13 protein-coding genes are annotated in these 17,383 nt (G+C 72.8%); 3 read left to right on the top strand and 10 right to left on the bottom strand.

The genetic code is table 11. The features are described 5' to 3' along the window. Window positions 1-2 precede the first annotated feature (2 nt). Both FHS44_RS41710 and FHS44_RS12145 read left to right on the top strand, forming a co-directional pair. Window positions 3-6,122 carry a type I polyketide synthase gene (locus FHS44_RS41710; protein WP_184714062.1) on the top strand — a complete coding sequence of 2,040 codons (6,120 nt, stop codon included), beginning with the start codon at window positions 3-5 and terminating at the stop codon, window positions 6,120-6,122. Next, window positions 6,098-6,877, top strand: a complete 780-nt coding sequence (locus tag FHS44_RS12145; protein ID WP_221460664.1) for an SDR family NAD(P)-dependent oxidoreductase — start codon at window positions 6,098-6,100, stop codon at window positions 6,875-6,877. The genes FHS44_RS41710 and FHS44_RS12145 overlap by 25 nt, the downstream gene beginning before the upstream one ends. Window positions 6,878-6,900: 23 nt before the next feature. Here FHS44_RS12145 and FHS44_RS12150 read toward each other — a convergent pair whose 3' ends face one another. From FHS44_RS12150 to FHS44_RS12180, 7 genes are all read right to left on the bottom strand, one after another. After that, window positions 6,901-7,329 (bottom strand): ester cyclase, encoded by a 429-nt coding sequence (locus FHS44_RS12150; RefSeq protein ID WP_184714063.1) that lies wholly within the window; start codon window positions 7,327-7,329, stop codon window positions 6,901-6,903. 41 nt (window positions 7,330-7,370) lie between these two features. Next, the gene (locus FHS44_RS12155; protein WP_184714064.1) at window positions 7,371-8,183 is read right to left on the bottom strand and encodes an SDR family NAD(P)-dependent oxidoreductase; all 813 of its coding nucleotides are present in this window, start codon (window positions 8,181-8,183) and stop codon (window positions 7,371-7,373) included. Further along, window positions 8,180-10,012 carry a dipeptide ABC transporter ATP-binding protein gene (locus FHS44_RS40885; RefSeq protein ID WP_184714065.1) on the bottom strand — a complete coding sequence of 611 codons (1,833 nt, stop codon included), beginning with the start codon at window positions 10,010-10,012 and terminating at the stop codon, window positions 8,180-8,182. The genes FHS44_RS12155 and FHS44_RS40885 overlap by 4 nt, the downstream gene beginning before the upstream one ends. Then, the gene (locus FHS44_RS12165; RefSeq protein ID WP_184714066.1) at window positions 10,009-10,842 is read right to left on the bottom strand and encodes an ABC transporter permease; all 834 of its coding nucleotides are present in this window, start codon (window positions 10,840-10,842) and stop codon (window positions 10,009-10,011) included. The genes FHS44_RS40885 and FHS44_RS12165 overlap by 4 nt, the downstream gene beginning before the upstream one ends. Next, a complete protein-coding gene (locus FHS44_RS12170) occupies window positions 10,839-11,777 on the bottom strand; it encodes an ABC transporter permease (protein WP_184714067.1) in 939 nt (312 codons plus the stop codon). The genes FHS44_RS12165 and FHS44_RS12170 overlap by 4 nt, the downstream gene beginning before the upstream one ends. Window positions 11,778-11,782: 5 nt before the next feature. Beyond that, window positions 11,783-13,507 (bottom strand): ABC transporter substrate-binding protein, encoded by a 1,725-nt coding sequence (locus FHS44_RS12175; protein WP_184714068.1) that lies wholly within the window; start codon window positions 13,505-13,507, stop codon window positions 11,783-11,785. Between the two features lie 245 nt (window positions 13,508-13,752). Continuing rightward, a complete protein-coding gene (locus FHS44_RS12180) occupies window positions 13,753-14,697 on the bottom strand; it encodes a LysR family transcriptional regulator (protein WP_184714069.1) in 945 nt (314 codons plus the stop codon). A 176-nt stretch (window positions 14,698-14,873) separates the two neighbouring features. Between FHS44_RS12180 and FHS44_RS12185 the strand changes: the two genes are divergently transcribed. Continuing rightward, window positions 14,874-15,293 carry a hypothetical protein gene (locus FHS44_RS12185; protein ID WP_184714070.1) on the top strand — a complete coding sequence of 140 codons (420 nt, stop codon included), beginning with the start codon at window positions 14,874-14,876 and terminating at the stop codon, window positions 15,291-15,293. 4 nt (window positions 15,294-15,297) lie between these two features. Here FHS44_RS12185 and FHS44_RS12190 read toward each other — a convergent pair whose 3' ends face one another. The 3 genes from FHS44_RS12190 to FHS44_RS12200 form a co-directional block, all read right to left on the bottom strand. Beyond that, complete coding sequence (locus tag FHS44_RS12190; RefSeq protein WP_184714071.1) at window positions 15,298-16,500, bottom strand: cysteine desulfurase-like protein; 1,203 nt, start codon at window positions 16,498-16,500, stop codon at window positions 15,298-15,300. A 119-nt stretch (window positions 16,501-16,619) separates the two neighbouring features. Then, window positions 16,620-16,913, bottom strand: coding sequence for a hypothetical protein (locus FHS44_RS12195; RefSeq protein ID WP_184714072.1), 294 nt, complete (start codon window positions 16,911-16,913; stop codon window positions 16,620-16,622). Continuing rightward, the gene (locus FHS44_RS12200; RefSeq protein WP_184714073.1) at window positions 16,910-17,260 is read right to left on the bottom strand and encodes a hypothetical protein; all 351 of its coding nucleotides are present in this window, start codon (window positions 17,258-17,260) and stop codon (window positions 16,910-16,912) included. Before FHS44_RS12200 ends, FHS44_RS12195 begins: the two co-directional genes overlap by 4 nt. Window positions 17,261-17,383 lie beyond the last annotated feature (123 nt).

Below are 17,383 nucleotides of genomic sequence, written 5' to 3' on the forward strand. Positions count from 1 at the left end.
CCATGGCCAACGACGACAAGCTGCGCGAGTATCTCAAGCGCTCGATCGCCGAGACCAAGCAGGCCGAGAGAAGGCTGCGGCACATCGAGGCCAAGGCCAGGGAGCCGATCGCGATCGTGGGCATGGCCTGCCGCCTGCCCGGTGGCACCGACACCCCGGAGCGGCTGTGGGACCTGGTCGCGACCGGCGGGGACGCCGTCGCCGAGTTCCCCGCGGACCGGGGCTGGAACCTGGAGGAGCTGTACGACCCCGACCCGGACCAGCCGGGCACCTCCTACACCCGGCACGGTGGCTTCCTGGACAACCCGGGTGATTTCGACGCCGAGTTCTTCGGCATCTCCCGGCGTGAGGCCCTGGCCAGCGACCCGCAGCAGCGTCTCCTGCTGGAACTGGCCTGGGAGACGCTGGAGCGCGCGGGCATCGACCCGGCCTCGTTGCGGGGCAGCAGGACCGCGGTCTACACGGGGGTCGCCGACAACACCTACGGTTCACGGTTCACCGAGGTGCCCGACGACCTGGAGGGGTATCTCGCCATCGGCAACCTCGCCAGCGTCGTCTCGGGCCGCATCTCCTACACCTTCGGCTTCGAGGGACCGGCGGTGACCGTGGACACGGCCTGCTCGTCCTCGCTGGTCGCGCTGCATCTGGCGGTCCGCGCGCTGCGGTCCGGGGAGTCGGACCTGGCGCTGGCCGGGGGTGCGACGGTGATGGCCACCCCGATCGGGTTCACCGAGTTCTCCCGGCAGCGGGGGCTCGCCCCTGATGGCCGGTGCAAGGCCTTCGCCGCGGCGGCCGACGGCACCGGCTGGGCCGAGGGCGCCGGGCTTCTCCTCCTGGAACGGCTGTCGGACGCCCAGCGCAACGGACACCGCATCTTGGCCGTCGTCCGAGGCACCGCCATCAACCAGGACGGCGCCTCCAACGGCCTCACGGCGCCGAACGGCCCCGCCCAGCAGCGGGTGATCCGCCAGGCCCTCGAAGACGCCGCGCTCGTTCCCGCCGAGGTCGATGCCGTCGAGGCACACGGCACCGGGACCACCCTCGGCGACCCCATCGAGGCGCAGGCGTTGATCGCGGTCTACGGCGAGGACCGGCCCGCCGAGCAGCCGTTGTGGCTCGGTTCGTTGAAGTCCAACATCGGCCACGCCCAGGCCGCAGCGGGCGTCGCCGGAATCATCAAAACCGTCCAGGCCCTGCGCGAGAAAGTCCTGCCCAAGACCCTGCACGTGGACGAGCCGACCCCGCACGTGGACTGGAGTGCCGGAACCGTACGGCTGCTCACCGAGAACACCCCCTGGCCCGAGACCGAGCACCCGCGCAGGGCCGCCGTCTCGGCCTTCGGGGTGAGCGGCACCAACGCCCACGTCATCATCGAACAGGCCCCCGATCCCGCACCGGCCACCCCGGAGCCGGGAACCGTCGGGGTGGTTCCGCTGGTCGTCTCGGCACGTTCGGCGGAGGCGCTGACCGCCCAGGCCGCCCAACTGGCCGACCACCTGGACGGCCTGCGGCCCGAGGACGTCGCCTACTCCCTGGCCACCACCCGCACCACTTTCGAGCACCGCGCGGTCGTCCTCGGCGACACCCCCGCCGACCTCGCCAAGCGCCTGCGCGCCCTCGCCATCACCGGCACGCCCACCGGTACCCCCCGGGTGACGTTCCTGTTCACCGGCCAGGGCAGCCAGCGCACCGGCATGGGCCGCACCCTCTACGAGACCTACCCGGCCTTCGCCGAAGCCTTCGACACGGTAGCCACCCTGTTCGACGCCCATCTCGACGTCCCCCTCCGGGAGGTCATCTTCGACCCCGCCCACGAGGCGTTGCTCAACCACACCCTCTACACCCAACCCGCCCTCTTCACCCTGCACACCGCCCTGCACGCTCTGCTGGCCTCCTGGAACATCCACCCCACGGCGGTCGCGGGCCACTCCATCGGCGGCATCACCGCCGCCCACCTCGCCGGGGTCCTCAACCTGGAAGACGCCGTACGGCTGGTCGCCACACGTGCCCGCCTCATGGACGGACTCCCCCCGGGCGCCATGGCCGCCATCAACGCCCCCGAAGCAGACGTCCTCCCGCTGCTCGGACCCGGCGTCACCATCGCCGCCCTCAACACCCCCACCTCTACTGTCATCTCCGGTGACGCCGACGCCGTTCAGAAGGTCACCGACCACTTCGCCGAACAGGGCCGCAAGACCCGGAAGCTCACGGTCAGCCACGCCTTCCACTCCCACCACCTCGACCCGATCCTCGACGAGTTCCGCGACGCCATCGGCGACCTGACCTTCAACCAGCCGGTTCTGCCGGTCATCTCCGACCACACCGGAACCGCCCTTGAACACACGGACCCCGCCTACTGGGCCGACCACCTGCGCCATGCCGTCCGCTTCCACGAGGTCCTCAGCACTGCCGCCCAGGACACCGACCTCTTCCTCGAACTCGGCCCGGACCCGGTTCTGACCGCCTTCGCCACCGAGACCACCCTCGGCACCCCGGCCTTCACCACCCTGCGCCGTAACCGGCCGGAGCCCGTCACCGCCCTCACCGCCGCCGCCCACCTGTACGTCAACGGCACCGACGTCACCTGGGCGGCCACCCTCACCGGGCGGCCGCAGGCCGTCGAGTTGCCCACCTATCCCTTCCAGCGGGAACGGCTGTGGGCGCAGCCCCCGGCCGACCTGCCGCGTGACGTGGCGGGGCTCGGGCTCGGCGCCGCGGAGCATCCGCTGCTCGGTGCGGCGGTTCCGCTCGCCGACGGTGAGGGAACCGTCCTGACCGGCCGTCTCTCCCTGGCGACCCACCCCTGGCTGGCCGACCACGCGGTCTTCGGGACGGTCATCGTCCCCGGTACGGCCTTCATCGAGCTGGCCGTGCACGCGGCCGACGTGACCGGTCTCGACACGATCGAGGAACTCGTCCTGCACACGCCGCTGGTCCTCACCGCCCGCGACGCCGTACAGCTCCAGGTCATCGTCACCGGCGCGCAGGGGTCGCCCGGAGGCCGGGCCGTGGAGATCTACTCCCGGCCCGGTGACGGCTCAGCGGACTGGACCCACCACGCCAGCGCGACCCTGACCGAGGGCGGCCCGCACGAGGAGACCGCCGACCTGGCGGTGTGGCCGCCCGCCGGTGCGGAGCCGGTCGAGGTGGAGACGGTCTATCCGGCCCTCGACGAGGCGGGGCTGGAGTACGGCCCGGCGTTCCGTGGGCTGCGTGCCGCCTGGCAGCGGGGTGAGGAGCTGTTCGCCGAGGTCGCGCTGCCCGAGCCGTACGCGCAGGACGCCGCGGGTTTCGGGGTGCATCCCGCGCTGCTGGACGCCGCGGTGCACCTGCCCGCGCTGCGGGGGCTCGCCGACGTGCCCGAGGGCAGCAACCGGCTGCCGTTCGCCTGGAACGGCGTACGGCTGCACGCCTCCGGCGCGTCCACGCTGCGGGTCAGGGTGGTGATGTCCGACACGGCGTCGCTGACCCTGCACGCGACCGACACCACGGGTGCCCCCGTCGTCTCGATCGACGCGCTCGTCGCCCGCCTTGTCTCGGTGGGGCAGTTGAAGGAGGCGGGACCGGCAACCGAGAACGGCCTGTTCCAGGTTGAGTGGTCCCCGCTGGCCCCGGGACAGGCCGGGCGCCAGGGCTGGGCCGTGCTTGACGACCGGGAGCTGTACGACGGGCTCCGTGAGGCCGGGGTGACCACCTCGCTCTTCGCGGACCTGGACTCGCTGGCCGACGCCGTCGAGGCCGGGGAGCCCGTCCCCGCCTTCGTGGTGCTCGCGGTCTCTCCCCAGGACGATCCGGTGGCCGGGGCGCACGACAACGCCGAGCGGACGCTGGCCGTACTGCGCCGGTGGTTCGAGGAGGACCGCTGGCACGAGACCCGGCTGCTGGTGCTGACGCGTGACGCCGTCACGACGGGTGAGGAGCCCTCGGACCTGACCACCGCCCCCGTCTGGGGTCTGACGCGTTCGGCGCAGGCGGAGAATCCGGGGCGGGTGCTGCTGGCCGACCTGGACGGCGCGGCGCGGTCGCTGGAGGGGCTGCCGTCGGCGGTCGCCGCGGCCGTGGCCGCCGAGGAGCCGCAGTTCGCGGTGCGCGCGGGAGAGGCCCTGATCCCCCGGCTGGCTCCGCTGGCCGCTCCGGAGGTCGCGGAGGGGCTCGGCTGGGACCCCGAAGGGACGGTGCTGGTCACCGGTGGCCTCGGCACCCTCGGCGCCACCCTCGCCCGCCACCTCGTCACAACCCACGGCGTCCGCCACCTCGTCCTGACCGGACGACGCGGACTGGACACCCCGGGAGCCAAAGAACTCAAGGCCGAACTCACCGCTCTGGGCGCCCAGGTCACCGTCACCGCGACCGACATCGCCGACTGGCGAGCCCTCACCGAGCTGATCCGGGCCATCCCCGCGGAGCACCCCCTCACCGCCGTCGTCCACACCGCGGGCGTCACCGACGACACCCCGCTGACCGGCCTCACCCCGGAACGCCTCCACCCCGTCCTGACCCCCAAGATCGACGGTGCGCACCTGCTGCACGAGCTCACCCGCGAGCACTCCCCCGCCCTCGTGCTGTTCTCCTCCGTCGCGGGACTCCTCGGGGGAGCCGCCCAGGCCGCCTACACCGCCGCGAACACCTATCTCGACGCCCTGGCGACCAACCACCCGGGGACGACCTCCCTGGCCTGGGGCATCTGGGAGCAGGAGAGCGGCATCACCACCCGGCTCGGCGCGGCGGACCAGGCGCGTATCGCGCGCAGCGGGCTGCGGTCACTGCCGACGGAGCGGGCGCTCGCACTGTTCGACGCCGCCGTCTCCGGGCAGACGCGGGGCGTCGTGGTGCCCGCGCTGCTGGCGTCAACCGTCGAGGGGACGCCCGCGCCGTTGCTGCGCGGTCTCGTCAGGGCCGCCCGGCCCGCCGCGCGCTCCCGCGCGGGAGCGGGGGGCGGGGCGTCGCTCGTGGGCAGGCTGGCCGGGCTCGACGGTGAGGCGCGGGCCGAGGTCCTGCTGGGGCTGGTCCGCGCCGAGGTCGGCACGGTGCTCGACCACCCGGCGCCGGACACCATTCCCGCCGACCGGGCGCTCATCGAGCTGGGACTCGACTCGCTGACCTCCGTCGAGCTGCGCAACCGCCTCAGCACCGCCAGCGGACTGCGCCTGCCCGCCACCCTCACCTTCGACCACCCCACCCCCCAGGCCATCGCCGACCTGCTCGGCCGTGAGCTGGGAGACACGCCTCGGGAGGTACGGCCTGGCCGTACCGGAACGGGGCAGGGGGGCGGCGGGCTGGCCGCGCTGCACCGGCGGATGCACGACACGGGCAAGCACGTGCAGGCGGCCGAGCTGCTGCTCGCGGTCTCGCACGCGCGTGGGCAGTTCGGCGCCGCCGAGCGTGACCGGCACGTGCTGCCCCCGATCAAGCTGGCCACCGGCCCCGGGAGGGTGTCCCTGGTGTGCTTCCCCGCGCTCAGCGCGATCTCGGGGCCGCACGAGTACTCCCGGTTCGGCCAGACCTTCAGGGGTGAGCGGAACGTCCACGTCGTGCCCTCCCCCGGGTTCACCGACGGGGAGGACGAGGCGCTGCCCGACTCGCTGGAGACGCTGGTCCAGATGAACGTGGAGGGTCTGCGCTCCGTCGTCGGGGAGGACGAGCCCTTCGTGATCGTCGGCCGTTCGATGGGCGGCTGTGTCGCGCACGCGGTGGCCGTCGCCCTTGAGGACCAGGGGCTGACGCCCGCCGGGCTCGCGCTGATCGACAGCTACCCGATCGACGCGGCGGGCCAGGAGGGCATGGAGTGGTGGCTCGGCGGCATGATCGGCGGGATGCTGGAGCGCATCGACCGGTTCGACATGACGTTGCACGACAGCAGGCTGACCACGATGGGGCTGTACAACCGGCTCTTCGTCGGCTGGCAGCCGAAGCCGGTGCAGACGCCGATCCTGCTGCTGCGGGCGACGGAGCCGTTGCGCGGCACGACCGTCGATCCCGAGGGGCGCCTTGACTGGCGGGCGTACTGGCCGGTGGCGCACGAGTCCGTGGACATCCCCGGTGACCACTTCACCACCCTTGAGGAGCGTTCGGACACCACGGCCCAGGCGATCAGGACGTGGATCGACGGGCTGGCGGTCTGAGCGTGCGCTCCGTGGTCGTGACCGGCGCCGGGGCCGGGATCGGGCGGGCGTGCGTCGAGCTGTTCGCCGGTCGTGGATACGGCGTGGTCGCCGTCGACGTCTCCGAGGCCGGGCTCTGCGGCCTCGGGACGTCGGCGGGGGTCGTTCCCCTGCTGGGGGACGTGTCCACGGAGGCCGACAACCGCAGGGCGGTCGCGCTGGCCGTGGAGAGGTTCGGCGGGCTCGACGCCGTGGTGCTCAACGCCGGGATCGGGGCGACCCCTCCCCTGGAGTCGCCGGGGGCGGTCGAGCGTTTCGACAGGATCGTCGCGGTCAACCTCCGCGGCCCGGTGCTGGGCATCCGGGCCGCGGTGCCGGTCATGCGCGGCCTGGGCGGCGGGGCGATCGTGGTGACCGCGTCGGTCTCGGGCCTGGCGGGCGATCCCGGGGTGTGGGCCTACAACGCGGCCAAGGCGGGGGTGGTGAACCTGGTGCGGGCGACCTCGATCGACTACGCGGCCCAGGGGATCAGGATCAACGCGGTCGCGCCCGGCCTCACCGACACGCCGCGTACGGCGGTGCACCGGGAGGATCCCGCCTTCGCGGCCGAGCTGACCCGGCGGATTCCGATGGGCCGCTGGGCGCGTCCCGAGGAGCAGGCGGAGGTCATCTGGTTCCTGGCCTCGCCCGCGGCCTCCTACGTCACCGGGGTGACGCTGCCCGTGGACGGCGGGCTGAGCGCGAGCACCGGCCTGCTGGCGCCGCCCGCCCCCTGACCACGGGGGCGGGCGGCGGAGGCTCAGACGAGCTGCTGCACGATGCCCAGACGGTCGGGCAGGACCTCGTACTCGATGATCTGGCCGTCACGGAACCTGATGGTGCTGATGCTCTGGCCGACGAAGCGGCGGCCACTCGGCGGGGCGCCGAACACCTCGCCGCGCTGCACCCCCTCGATGGTCCAGTAGACGACGACCCTGTCGTCCTCGGCGACGGTGTCGGTCACCGTGGCCGTCACGCCCTCGACCGCCTGGCGCAGCCAGGTGATGTGCTGGACGAACCCGGCGCGGCCGCCACCGCCGAGGGCGGGGCCCGCGGCGTCGGTGCCGTCCTCGGCGACGATCTCGTCGAGGACCTCAAGGCGGCCCTGGGAGACGACCTCCTCGTAGAAGCGCCTGGCCACCGCCCGGTTGACCTCGGTGGCCTCTCTGCTGGTCTCCGTGGTGCTCATCGTGAACTCTCCTTGTCAGACGGGTTGCGGAGGAACGGGGATCACTGGAAGGGCAGGGGGAGGACACCCAGGCTGGCGTCGAGGCCGCCGTCGGCGACCAGCGTCGTCCCGGTGACGTAGGAGGCGGCCGGGGAGGTCAGGAACCAGATGACCTCGGCCTGTTCGCGGGGTTCGCCGAAGCGCTGCAGCGGGATGCGCCGCTCGATCTCCGCCGCGAAGGCCGGGTTCTGCCGTACTCCCTCGTTGATCCGGGTCCAGGTGAGGCCGGGGGCCAGGGCGTTGACCCGGATGTTCTGGACGGCGTAGTCGATGGCGGCGGCCCGTGCGAGGTTGATCAGGGCGCCCTTGGAGGCGTTGTAGGCCCAGTTGCCCGGGTCGGCGCGCAGCCCGGCGACCGAGGCGGTCACCACGATGGATCCGCCGCCGCCCTCGCGCAGCACGGGCGCCGCGGCCCGGATGCCCAGGATGGGGCCGCGCAGGTTGACGGAGAGGATGCGTTCTGCGGCCTCGACCGCGCCGGGAGCCTCGAAGGGGCGGGTGCCGCCGATTCCGGCGTTGAGCACGACGGCGTCGAGCCTGCCGAACTCCTGGACGGCCAGCGCGACAGCCTTCTGGTTGGCGGCCTCCGTGGAGACGTCGCCCGCGAGGGGGACGACCTTCTCCAGGCGGGCGACCTCCTTCAGTGCCCATTCGTCGTGGTCGACGGCGACGACGCCGACTCCCCGTTCCGCGAACAGTTCGACGGTCGCCCTGCCGATGCCCGAGGCGGCTCCCGTCACGACGACGGATCGTGGCGCCGGGGTCCAGCCGGGGTGCAGGCCCTCGGGGGACGGTTCAGGAGTGGTTGAGGTCATGTGGGCCCTTTCAGGTCCGTGACGGGGACGGGTTCCGGGACGCGCGGACGCGCCGGGACACGGGGGCCGGGGCCGATCCGTGGCACGGCGGCGAGCAACGCCCGGGTGTAGGTGGCCTGTGGGGCGCGGAAGACGGTCTCGACCTGTCCGGTCTCGACCACCTTGCCGTCCTTCATGACGGCCACCCGGTCGCACACCTGGCGGATGACGCCCAGGTCGTGCGAGATGAACAGCAGTGAGACCCCGGCGTCGCGTCGCAGGCGGGTGAGCAGCGTCAGGATCTGGGCCTGGACGGTGACGTCGAGCGCGGAGACCGGCTCGTCGCAGACGAGCACGTCGGGGCCGGGGGCGAGCGCCCGCGCTATGGCCACGCGTTGCCGCTGGCCGCCGGAGAGCTGGCCCGGCCGTCTGCGGAGGATCGCGGGGTCGAGCCCGACCTGCCCGAGCAGCTCGGCGACACGTTCGCCACGGTCCCGAGTACGGGGCAGCGCCTCCGCGACGACCTCCTCGACGGTGTAGCGGGGGTCGAAGGAACTCAGCGGGTCCTGGTCCACGAGCTGGATGCGGGAGCGCCGGGCGCGGCGGTCCCTCTCCCGCAGGCCGCTCCAGGGTTCGCCGTGCAGCAGCACCGATCCGGCGTCCGGCTCGAACTCCGCCAGGACGATCCTCGCGGTCGTGCTCTTGCCCGACCCGGACTCGCCGACGATCCCCAGCGCCTCCCCCGCCGCCAGGTCGAACGACACGTCGTCGACCGCGGTGCGGTGGGAGCCGTCGGGCGAACGGAAGCGCTTGGTGAGGCCCCGCACGGTGAGGACCGGCTCGGCCCGCGCCGGCACGACGGGAACGGCGGAGCGCTCCCCGGGCACGCTCGCGGGCGCGCCCCCCGGATACCAGCAGCGGACAAGGCGCCCGGTGTCGTACGGCAGCGCCTCGGGCAGCCGTTCGCGGCAGCGGTCGTCGGCCAGCGGGCACCGGGGCGCGTACGGGCAGCCCTCCTGGGCGGCGGGCGCCGAGCGGAGCCCGGACAGGTCGGGCACCGGCCCTTCGACGGAGGGCACCGCGGCGAGCAGGTCGGCCGTGTAGGGGTGGGCGGGGGCCGCGAGCAGCTCGGCGGCGGGTCCCTGTTCGACGACGGTTCCCGCGTAGAGGATGGCGACGTGGTCGGCGAGCCTGGCCACGACCGCCAGGTCGTGGCTGATCAGCAGCAGCGCCGTACCCGCGTCGCGCCTGGCGGCCAGCACGTCGAGGACCTGGGCCTGAACCGTGACGTCGAGGGCGGTGGTCGGCTCGTCGGCGATGAGCAGCCGGGGCCGCGCCGCGATGGCCGAGGCGATCAGGGCCCGCTGCCGCAGACCGCCGGACAGCTCGTGGGGATACTGCAGGAGCCGGACCTCGGGGTCGGGGATCCCCACCTCGGCCAGCAGCCCGACGACCTGGTCGTCGAGGTCGTCGCGGGTCGCCAGGCCGTGCACCTCAAGGGGTTCTGCGACCTCGTAGCCGATCCTGCGCAGCGGGTCCAGGGAGGTCAGCGCGTCCTGCAGGACGTAGCCGACCTGCCGCCCGCGCAGCCGCCGCCACTGCCGCGCGCCCAGGCGGCGCAGGTCGTGTCCCGCGAACGACAGGGTGCGGGCGCGCACGTCGGCGCCCTGCCCGGCCAGGCCGAGCAGGGTGCGGGCGGTCACGCTCTTGCCGGAACCCGACTCGCCGACCACAGCCAGGCACTCGCCCGCGCGCAGCGTCAGGCTGACATCCCGTACGGCGCGCACCGGGCCGTGCCGGGTGGTGAAGTCGACGGAGAGGCCGTCCACGACGACCAGCGGTTCCGTCACGGTTCCCGCCTCTCGTAGCGGGCCTGCAGGGCGCGCCCCGCGGCCGTGGCGGACATGACGGTCAACGTGATGGCGGCGCCGGGGAAGAGGGCGAGGGTCCAGGAGACGTCGAGGTAGTTGCGGGCCTGGGCGAGCATGGAGCCCCACTCGGGGGCGGGGGGCCGTGGGCCGAGGCCGAGGAAGCTGAGGGAGGCCCCGGCGATGATGGCGGTGCCGACGTTCAGCGTCGCCAGGATGAGCAGCGGCGCGAGCACGTTCGGCACGATGTGCCGCCGCAGGATCCGCCAGGGCCGCAGCCCCAGGTTGATCGCGGCCCTGACGTAGGCGGAGTCGCGCACGACGAGGGCCTGGACCCTGACAATCCGGGCGAAGCCGGGGGCCAAGGCGATGGTGATGGCCAGGGTGGCGTTGCGGGTGCCGGGGCCGAGGACGGCGACCACGAGCAGCGCCGTCAGGATGCCGGGGAAGGCGAGCAGGATGTCGGCCAGGCGCATGGCGGCCTCGCCGACGGCCCTGCCGCCGAGCGCGGCCAGCAGGCCCCACGCCGAGCCGACGGCGCCCGCGAGCAGCGTCGAGCCGAGGCCGACGAACAGTGAGGCGCGCGCGCCGTACACCACGCGGGCGAGGATGTCGCGGCCGAGCTGGTCGGTGCCGAACGGGTGCCCGGCGCCGGGACCGCGCAGCACGGCGGTCGCGTCCACCTGGTCGGGCGCCCCGGCGAACAGCGCGGGGAACAGCGCCGCGCAGCAGACGAGCGCGAGGAACGCCCAGGCGGCCCACAGCCCAGGGCGCACTTTCCGGTACGGCCGCGCGAGCGCGGGGGCGGTCACAGGGCGGCCTGCCGTACGCGGGGATCGACCACCCGGTAGAGCAGGTCGAGACCGGTGTTGATCACCGAGAAGGTGAGGGCCGCGAGCACGACCACGCCGGTCACCACCGGGAAGTCCCTGCCGTTGACCGCCGAGACGACGACCTGGCCGAGTCCCTGGCGGGCGAAGACGGTCTCGACGACCACGACCCCGGCGAGGAGTTCGCCGAGCGCCCAGCCGGACAGGGTGAGGACGGGCAGCGCGGCGTGCCGCAGGGCGTGCCGCAGCCGGATGCGGTTCTCCGTGGCGCCCCGCGATCTGGCGGTCAGCGTGAAGGGCTGGCCTAGGGCGCGTTCGAGGCCCTCCCTGGTGATCTGCGCGAGCACGCCCGCGATGGGCAGCGCGAGGGTGATCCACGGCAGCACGAGCGCGCGGGGGCCGTCCTCGCCGAGGACGGGGAACCAGTTGAGGCTGAAGGAGAAGGCGCCGAGCAGCAGGATGCCGATCCAGAAGTTGGGGGTCGAGATGGCGCAGAACTCCAGGGCGCGGGTCAGGGCCCCGGCCCTGGGGCGCCCCGCGGTGAGCAGGGCGAGGACCAGGGCCAGGGTGAAGCCGAGCACGGCGGCACCGGCGGCGAGGGAGACGGTGGCGCCGAGCTGTTCCAGGACGACCGTGCTCACCGGCTGGTTGAGCTGGTAGGACTCGCCGAGGTCGGCGCGGACCAGCCTGCCGATGAAGATCGCGTACTGGACGGGCAGGGGGTCGTGCAGGCCGTACTGGGCGCGGATCGTCTCCAGCACCTCGGGGGTGGCGTTCGCCTGGACCCCGCCCGCGATGACGTGGGCGGGGTCTCCGGGCACCAGCCGCATGCCGGCGAAGGCCAGCGTCGCCGTCCCCCACAGCACGAACAGGGTCAGCGCGAGCCTGCGTGCCAGCCAGCGTGCCAGCGGCGGCATCGGGATCAGGCCCCCAGCCAGGCGCCGTGGAAGACGGGGTAGGTCTGGGCGTCGAAGGTGACGCCGCGCACCTTGCCCGACAGGCCGACGAGCTGAACGGGGGTGTAGAGGGGCAGCACGTAGGCCTGCTTGAGGACCTCCTTCTGCACGGCGGCGTAGTCACGCCTGGCCGTCTCCGGGTCGGAGGTCTCGGCCGCCTCCTCGACCCACTTGTCAATCTCGGGCGAGTCGACGAGCGCGACGTTGCCGCCCGCCTTGGCGTAGGTGTTGCCCGAGGCGAAGGCGAACCGCAGCACGTCGGGGGTCGGCCTGGCGAAGCTCACGTCGATCAGGTCGTAGCCGCCGCCGATGAGGTGCTTGCTCACGAAGGCGCCGGTGTCGACGGTCGGCCTGTCGATCTGGATGCCGACGAGTTTGGCCTGCGCCTGGATGCCCTCGGCCAGGACGTCGCGCTGGTCCTTGTTGCCCTCGGCCCAGAAGGGCCACACGAGGGTGAGCCGCTTGCCGTCCTTGACGCGGTAGCCGTCCTTGTCCTTCTCCTTCCAGCCCGCCTCGTCCAGGAGCCTCGCGGCCTCCGTGGGGTTGTAGGAGGCGAGTTCGCTCTCGGCGCCCACGTCGTAGGCGGCGGTGGTGGCGCTGAGCGGGTTGCGCGCCGCCTTGTAGTGACCGAAGTAGATGCTCCTGATCAGCTCTTCGACGTTCACCGAGGCGGACAGGGCGCGGCGGACCCGGACGTCGCGCAGCGGCCCGCGGGTCTGGTTGAGGTAGAGGTTGTAGTTGAGCCCGGGGGTCTCCTGGGTGTCCAGCGTGAACCCGGACAGGGCCTTCAGCTTGTCGGCGTTGACGGGCGGCACGCCCGCTATCGCCTGCACCTGGCCGCTGGTCAGCGCGCCGTACCGGGTGGCGTCCTCGGAGACGAACTCGAAGACCAGGCCGTCGAGGTAGGCGGCCCCCTGGTGGGAGGCGCCCGCGGGGGTCGCGGCGTAGCCGGGGTTGCGCTTGAGGGTGACGCGCTTGTCCTTCTCCCAGGAGACGTAGGAGAAGGGGCCGGTGCCGACCGGCCGGTACTCGGCGACCGGCTTGGCGAGCGCGGCCGGGCTCTGGATGCCCAGGTAGGGGACGGAGAGCGCCTGCAGGAAGGGGGTGAAGGGCCGCGAGAGCGTCACCTCGACGACCAGGTCACTCACCGCCCGCGCCTCCTTGTAGGGGGCGATCAGCGAGGCCGCGTATGCCGACTTGGTCGCGGGATCGACCACGTGGTCGAGGGAGGCCTTGACCGCCTGGGCGGTGAGCGGGGTGCCGTCGTGGAAGGTGACGCCCTCGCGGAGGGTGAAGGTGTAGACCTTGCCGTCGTCGGAGACCTTCCACTCCTTGGCCAGCCAGGGGCCGAAGCTGTCCGGCCCTGTCTGCGCGACCAGGGAGTCGAAGATGTTGCGGTCGATGAGACCGGTCACCGCGGTGGCCGCGACTGCCGGATCGAGCGAGACCTGGGTGCCCGCCACGGCGTAGGTGAGGGTGCCGCCCGTCACAGGCGCGCCCGCGGCGTTCGCGGCCGCCTGTGTCGCCGGGCGGTCACCGCCCCGGGTCGCCACGGTGACGATCACGGCGCCGACGACGGCCGCCGCGGCCAGACCGGCGATCAGGACGACGGGACGCCGGGAGCGTAGCCCGCCCCGTTTCCGGACGGGTCTCTCGGTGGTACGGGTGGCCGAGTCATCGCTCAGTGTCATCGGCGTGGCCTTCTTCTGTTGCATGGGACGCGTGAACAAAAAGGGGGACGCTCACCGGGACGCGGGCATGCCGAATGGCGGGAAAGCGCGTCCCGAATGGAGCAGAATCGTTTTCTCCGGCCCCGATCCCCATTCAGGGCCGCAATGGGATCACACCATGCCGGACAGTTTTAGTCAATGACATACGAGCATTTCAGGCCACCTTTCCCGGATATTCGGGAAACAATTTGCCCTGTTAATCGGTGTCAATTTGATTGGCTTATCGGATGCCCGGTCTTGTATTGGTCGCGACGCTGCGACTCGCCACCGGGAAGGCCCGTGAGAAATGGCCGGGAGGGCGGCACCGCGGCGAAGAAGCTGCGCAGGGTGTCGCCCGCGTGCGCCTCGATCGCCGGGTCGAGCCCCTGTCTGCTGAGCAGGCGCAGCCCGAGAGTGCCCTGCGGGGGCAGTTGCCGGACCTCCTCAAGGCCCGGCGGGACGCCGCACGCGGTCGGCATCAGGGCGACGCCGAGCCGCGCCTTGACGGCGGTGAGGATGCCCTCCAGGTTGGCCGCCTCGGTGGTGATCCGCACGATCCAGCCGAGTCTCTCCAGCGCGCCGACGGCCTGCTGGCGCAGTCCGCAGGGTTCCTGGAAGGCGACGAGCGGCAGCGGCGCGCCGGGCGCGGGCGGGATCCAGTCGGGGGAGGCCAGCCAGCGCAGCGGCAGCGAGCCGACCTCCGTCCCTCCCACGTTGGCGACCGCGCCGAGGATCAGCGCCATGTCCAGCGTCCCGCGCAGCGTCGCCTCCGCCAGGATCGTGCTGCGGTCGAGCCGGAAGACCACGTCGTGTCCCGGCAGGGCGGACATCAGGACGGTGAGCAGGTCGGGCAGGACCGGGGAGGCCGCGTGCTCGATGGCCCCGACGGTCAGCGTCGGGACCTGTTCGGCCCCGAGCCTGCACATCGCCTCGTCATGCGCGGCGAGGAGTCGCCGCGCCTCGGCCAGCAGCACCTCACCGGCCGCGGTGAACCTGGTCAGCCTGCCGGCCCGCTCGACCAGGGGTCGCCCGACGACGCGTTCCAGGGATCGCACGTGCTGGCTCACCGTGGGCTGGCTCGTCCGCAGCGCGGACGCCGCCCGGCCGAAGCCGCCACACTCCGCGATGGCAACAAAGGTACGTAGTTGCACAAGATCGAGCAATGCTCCCATGTTCCCATGATAGCCGAAAACCCACTTTATCTACCTAGAATGTTGGTTGTTAGCTGAGCACCCTTCCTGAACAGCGAGAACACCGAAATCCGGGCCCCCCGAGCACGGCCTTGAAAGGCCCGAAATCCGTCAGTTAGGCTGACGATCAGACAAGCTGATGGATTGGAGCCTGCCCCATGTCGCCGAAACCACCCGGTGAGATCACGGCCCGCGCCGCCCTCACGGTGACGGGCCTGATCACCACACTCCCGGTGCTCGCCCTGCTCAACCCGTCCATGGTGGGGTCGACCTACGGCGTCACCGACCCCGACCCCATGGTGCTGGCGCTGCTGCAGCACCGCGGCGTGCTCCAGCTCCTGCTGGGCGCCGCCCTGCTGTGGGCGGTCCTCTCCCCGCCCGTACGGCTGGCCGCCACCCTGGCCGCCGTCCTCGCCAAGACCGCCTTCCTCGGCCTCACCTTCCTCAACCCGGCGGCCAGGCCCGGCCTCTCGACGGTGAGCATCGTCTTCGACCTGGGCAGCATCGCCCTGCTGGCCTTCGTCGCCGTGCGGGAGGTGGCCGCCCGCCGCGCGCAGCCCGCGGGGACGGCCGCCTGAGGACTCACCCGGCCAGCTCGCGCACGCCCTTCAGCAGCCGGTCCACGTCCTGCTCGTCGGTGTAGGGGGCGATCCCGGCGCGCACCGCGCCCGCGTCGCCGAGGCCGAGCCTGCGGGAGCACTCCAGCGCGTAGAAGGAGCTGGCGGGCGCGTTGACCCCGCGCTCGCCCAGCAGCCGGTAGGTGTCGGCGGGCGTGACGCCGCCGACGGTGAACAGTGTCGTCGGGGTACGGCTGCGCCCCGGCGCGCCGTACGTCCGCACCCCGCCGATCTCGGCCAGGCCCGCCTCAAGGCGGTCGAGCATGGCCCGCTCGTGTCCTTCGAGCGCGGCCATCGAGCGGGCGAGCCGCGCCCGCCTGTCCCCCTCACCCGGCACGAGGTCCGCCAGGAAGTCGACAGCCGCCGTCGTGCCCGCCAGCAGCTCGTACGGCAGCGTGCCCAGCTCGAACCGCTCGGGCACCGCGTCGCTCGCCGGCAGCAGCTTGTCGGGGTGGATCCGTTCGAGCAGGGCGGGGTCCGCGGCGAGCACGCCCAGGTGCGGCCCGAGGAACTTGTACGGCGAGCAGGCGTAGAAGTCGGCGCCGAGCGCCCCCATGTCGATCAGGCCGTGCGGCGTCAGGTGCACCCCGTCCACGTAGACCAGCGCCCCGGCCTCGTGCGCCCGCTCCGCGATCGCGGCGACGTCGGGACGGGTGCCGAGCAGGTTCGAGGCTGCCGTGACGGCGACGACCCTGGTGCGCTCGGTGAGCAGGCCGGCGACCGCGGCGACGGGCAGTTCCCCGCTCTCGGGGTCGAAGTCGGCGCGGCGCACCGTGACGCCGTGCGCCCGGGCGACCTGCTCCCAGGGCCGGATGTTGGCGTCGTGGTCGAGCGTGGTGACCACGACCTCGTCGCCGGAGCTCCACTCCTTGGCCAGCGCGCGAGCCATGTCGTAGGTCAACTGCGTCATGCTGCGGCCGAAGACGACGCCCCGCGGCGTGGCCGCGAGCAGGTCGGCCATCGCGTGGCGGGCACCGGTCACGATCGCGTCGGCGCGGCGCTCGGCCGCGGTCATCACGCCCCGGTTGGCGACGGCCGAGCGCAGCGTCCCGGCCACCGCCTCGGCGACCACGCCGGGGGTCTGCGAGCCACCGGGTCCGTCGAAGTGCGCCGCCCCCTCCGCCAGCGCGGGGAAGTGCGCCCGTACCGCCGTCACGTCGTATGTCACAGGGTCTCCGTTCCTGGGGCGACCGGCCGCCGCGTTGACCGGCTCCTGGGACAGACTTCCCCGGTGACGACTCCCCCAGAAACCGAAAAATCCAGAAAAATCGGGAAAACGAAAGGCGGTCAGGGGTGCTCGCGCCGTACGGGAAGGTCCTCCTGCCGGTCGCGCCGCAGGCGGTCGTGGAAGCGGCGGATCAGCCGGGCGGCCCCCGCGGGGTCGCCCGTCGTGTGGTAGCGCCACCTGTCGCGCTCCCCGACCCACCGGAACCACTCGGGCCCGGCCCACACGATCAGCCCGGGGCCGAGGCTGAGCATCGGGTCGCCGGAGCGCGTCGGGAACACGTCGTGCTCCTCGGTCTCGACCCCGGCCGCGCACAGCTCCCGCCGCAGCTCGGCCAGCGCCAGCCCGGCCCTCACAGCACCGTCCTCGTCGGGCCCGTCCTCACCGGTAAGGCTGGTGGCCGGTCCCAGGGGTCCCCATGGAAAGGGTCGTGCTCCGCGTGGCGCCCGCCGTACGGCGTCGTGGGCTCGGGGGAGGCGGCCCGCGCGGCGAGATACTCCATGTGCCTGACCGTGCTCTCCAGTTCCTGCGCGGTCGGGGCCTCGACGTGGGGGGTGGCGGCCAGGTGCCCCGCCGTGGGCAGCGCCCAGAAGCTGTGGGTGTGCAGGCCGTACCAGATCGTCCAGTTGGGTAGTCGCAGGGCCAGCTCCCGCGCCGCCGCCACGCTGCCCGCCGTTCTCTCGTCCGCCGTTCGTCCGTTCACCGCGCGCTTCCACCTCCGCCGCGAAACCACCGACATCACCAGAGAGGTCGCGCGACCGGCCACGCCGGGTGGCAGCGGGCACACGGGGCGAACGACACCGCCCACCCCGTGTGCCCCGGACCA

It is taken from the genome of Streptosporangium saharense (genome assembly GCF_014203715.1).
GTDB classification, from domain to species: Bacteria; Actinomycetota; Actinomycetes; order Streptosporangiales; family Streptosporangiaceae; genus Streptosporangium; species Streptosporangium saharense.

Excerpts from the sequence above, each read along its gene's own strand:
- FHS44_RS41710 (WP_184714062.1), top strand. The coding sequence starts at position 3 with ATGGCCAACGACGACAAGCTGCGCGAGTATCTCAAGCGCTCGATCGCC.
- FHS44_RS12150 (WP_184714063.1), bottom strand. The coding sequence starts at position 7,329 with ATGAGCACCACGGAGACCAGCAGAGAGGCCACCGAGGTCAACCGGGCG.
- FHS44_RS12155 (WP_184714064.1), bottom strand. The coding sequence starts at position 8,183 with ATGACCTCAACCACTCCTGAACCGTCCCCCGAGGGCCTGCACCCCGGC.
- FHS44_RS12170 (WP_184714067.1), bottom strand. The coding sequence starts at position 11,777 with ATGCCGCCGCTGGCACGCTGGCTGGCACGCAGGCTCGCGCTGACCCTG.
- FHS44_RS12175 (WP_184714068.1), bottom strand. The coding sequence starts at position 13,507 with ATGACACTGAGCGATGACTCGGCCACCCGTACCACCGAGAGACCCGTC.
- FHS44_RS12180 (WP_184714069.1), bottom strand. The coding sequence starts at position 14,697 with ATGGGAGCATTGCTCGATCTTGTGCAACTACGTACCTTTGTTGCCATC.
- FHS44_RS12185 (WP_184714070.1), top strand. The coding sequence starts at position 14,874 with ATGTCGCCGAAACCACCCGGTGAGATCACGGCCCGCGCCGCCCTCACG.